The following is a 3,269-nucleotide window of genomic DNA, read 5'->3' as shown; positions in this document are numbered from 1 at the left end:
AAAATGCGGATAATTTCTGGTTCCGATTGCTTAATTTCCTCCAACAACTCAGGGGAGAGTGATTTTTCAGGCGATCGATAGCGCAGTTTGTCTCCATCAACCCAAAGTTCAACATTCTTTGTTGAAAGATTTTTTAGAAGCTCTATTAAATTCATGAGTTTACTCTAATCGATACTAATTTAATAAACTAATATTTTCCTCTAAAGCTACCTCAAATTCTTACAGTCTTAACTAAGAGTAAGTTAATAGTAACTAGAATTTTTGATACTTGTTACTATCAAAATTTTGCTTTCCCAATGATAGATTTTACTAGTTTTCAAGAAAAGTTTACTTTTAAATAAGCGGAGTTTGTTTATTTAAAGCTGTACTTTTTAATTGAATTTATGAATTATCTCACCTTCGTCAAAAAAATACAATCCCAATTAAGACAGTTAAGCGGACAGTTAAGACAGTTAAGACAGTTAAGAGATATCAACTCGGTAAATTGGGGTAAAAACAAAAAATAAAATGTAAATTAGTTTATACTGCGTTATAGAATATGAAACATGGCGCAAAAATTATTTGCTGAAAACTTATTAACTGTTGTCAACTCTCGACACTAAGAAGCTTGCAGCAGATTAATGAATGCGTCAGTTAGTAGAAATATTGGGCTAAATAATACCTTCACAAGCATATTTACCAATTTGTGAATTTGTGATAATAAGCCTATAATTATCCAAAAAGCCCAACAATTACACTAGGTCAATTTGCTACTTCATTTATGGCTATAATGCTTATTTAGTAAGGAATTGAGCCTTAACACTACTTCCATATAACTAGCTTAATTATTAGCTAAAGTCTTAGTTTAGTTTCAGAATATGCCAACCCAAGTTGTTCAAGCTCAACCTTCAACAAATGCTTTTTTAGGTTTTCTTCAATTTTGGAAAGACGTAAAAGCCGTCGCCCAACCTTACTGGTATCCACATGAGCCAGGAGACAGAGCATTTTCAGAGGTGATTCGCTCATGGGGAATGCTTATTCTCCTGATATTATTAATAATTGCGCTTGTTGGTGCAAATGTTTTTAATAGCTTTATTAATCGCTATTTGGCCGATATCATCATTAAAGAGAAGGAAATCTCTAAGTTTTATGATGCTTTACTGCTTTATGGTTCAGTTCTGGTATTGGGAACTCTCTTAGCAGGGTTCTCCAGACTAGTGAGAAAAAAAATTGCTCTAGATTGGTATCAATGGCTGAATAATAAGATTTTATCAAAATATTTAAATAGTCGAGCTTATTACAAAATCAACTTTAAATCTAGTATTGATAATCCAGATCAACGTTTATCTCAAGAAATCGAACCAATTGCAAGCAATGCTTTAAGTTTTTCAGCTACTCTCCTAGAAAAAATACTAGAGATGTCAGCTTTTTTATTAGTTCTTTGGTCAATCTCTCAGTCTGTTGCACTGATTTTAGTTAGTTATACGGTTATAGGAAACTTGATTGCTGTTTACTTGACCCAAGAATTAAATAAAATTAATCGAGAAGAACTCGAAGCGAAAGCTGAATACACCTATTGTCTGACTCATTTACGCACTCATGCTGAATCGGTAGCTTTCTTTCGAGGAGAGAAGCAGGAATCAAATATTATTGCCCGCAGATTTAGTAATTTGATAAAAAATGCTAAATGCAAAATTGATTGGGAGAAGAATAGTGAGATTTTTAACAGAGGTTATCAATCTGTAATTCAAATATTTCCATATATAGTATTTGGCCCTTTACAAATTAGAGGTGAAATGGAATTTGGAGAAATTATCCAAGCATCTGTCTGTTGCTATTTTTTTGCTAATGCTTTGGGTGATTTAATTAATGAATTTGGGAATTCTGGGAGATTTTCTAGCTATGTTGAACGGTTATCTGAATTTTCAAATGCTTTAGAAGAATTAACTAGAGAACCAGAGAATGTCAGTAGTATTAAAACAATAGAAGAAAATCATCTCGCTTTTGAGAATGTCACCTTACAAACGCCTAACTATGAACAGGTAATCTTTGAAGATTTGTCTTTGTCAATTCAACCAGGTGAAGGTTTATTGATTGTTGGGCCAAGTGGTCGAGGTAAAAGTTCTCTATTGAGAGCGATCGCTGGTTTGTGGAATGCTGGGACTGGGCGTCTAGTGCGACCTCCTTTAGAAGAAGTCTTGTTTCTACCCCAACGTCCTTACATAATTTTGGGAACTTTGCGCGAACAGTTACTTTATCCTAATACTAATCGTCAGATGACTGATGTAGAACTCAAAGCAGTATTACAACAAGTCAATCTGCAAAACTTACTTAGTCGAGTCGATGGCTTTGATACTGAAGTTCCTTGGGAAAATATATTATCGATAGGAGAACAACAACGCTTGGCTTTTGCACGACTGTTAGTGACTCATCCTAGCTTTACTATATTAGATGAAGCAACCAGTGCTTTAGATTTGAAAAATGAAGCAAGTTTATATCAACAGTTACAATCAACGAAAACAACATTTATCAGTGTTGGACATCGGGAAAGCTTGTTTGATTATCACCAATGGGTTTTGGAATTGTCACAAGATTCTAGTTGGCAACTTGTGACTATTCAGGACTATCGAAATCAAAAAGTAAGTTTTACTAAACCCCCAACAGATGCTCAAATCAAAATAGATGATTCATCTCAAGATAAAGCTCAAAATAAGCTAGAAATAAGCACAAGCGAAAAGCTTACTCATAAAGAAATGAATGAACTAACGTACTATTCTCTTAGCACCATTAGAAGCAAAGCAAGTAAAGGAGAGTCTATAACTACTAGGGACGGCGTTAGCTATGGATATGATAAAGATCCCAAAGTATTGAAGTGGTCGAGACTTTAATAGCCGCTATCCTTGAGAAGTCAAGAAAGCAGCAGATAATCTCAGATTTATCAATAAAATGCAATAGCAATTTAAGTCACTTAAATGGACAGTTAAGATAGTCAGTAGACCAAAAAGTTTTGCGATCGCTCTGTAATGAATACCTATTTCAGTTAGATTTGACTTTCAGTAGACCGAAAATTTCTGCGATCGCTCAGTGTGACTTGTAACCAGACCCAAAATTTGTCAGGGTCTGGAAGCATAAGCGAGGATTTTAGTGTCACTTAAAGGAAAAGATGGCCGGAATTAAAGGATAAAGTGGCCGCCCTTAAAACCTGGAATACTTATTTTTACATTGCCCTATTTTCCAGGGTTAGCGCGTCTCAAAGCCTATTGACAATAGGACTTGCCTGATATAGCAAT

1 protein-coding gene and 1 pseudogene are annotated in these 3,269 nt (G+C 34.6%); one reads left to right on the top strand and one right to left on the bottom strand.

Going from position 1 to position 3,269, the window contains the following annotated elements; translation table 11 throughout:
- Window positions 1-5: 5 nt before the first annotated feature.
- A pseudogene (locus HWQ44_RS33740) lies at window positions 6-155 on the bottom strand (hypothetical protein); the annotation flags it as partial.
- Between the two features lie 702 nt (window positions 156-857).
- On the opposite strand from HWQ44_RS33740, the gene HWQ44_RS32965 reads away from it, so the two are divergent.
- Window positions 858-2,867 carry an ATP-binding cassette domain-containing protein gene (locus HWQ44_RS32965; RefSeq protein ID WP_292726621.1) on the top strand — a complete coding sequence of 670 codons (2,010 nt, stop codon included), beginning with the start codon at window positions 858-860 and terminating at the stop codon, window positions 2,865-2,867.
- The last annotated feature ends 402 nt before the right edge of the window (window positions 2,868-3,269 follow it).

It is taken from the genome of Nostoc sp. JL34, from assembly GCF_017114945.1.
Taxonomy (GTDB): domain Bacteria; phylum Cyanobacteriota; class Cyanobacteriia; order Cyanobacteriales; family Nostocaceae; genus Nostoc.
Note: the sequence above shows the minus strand (reverse complement) of the source record. Positions and strands in the feature narration are given on the sequence as shown.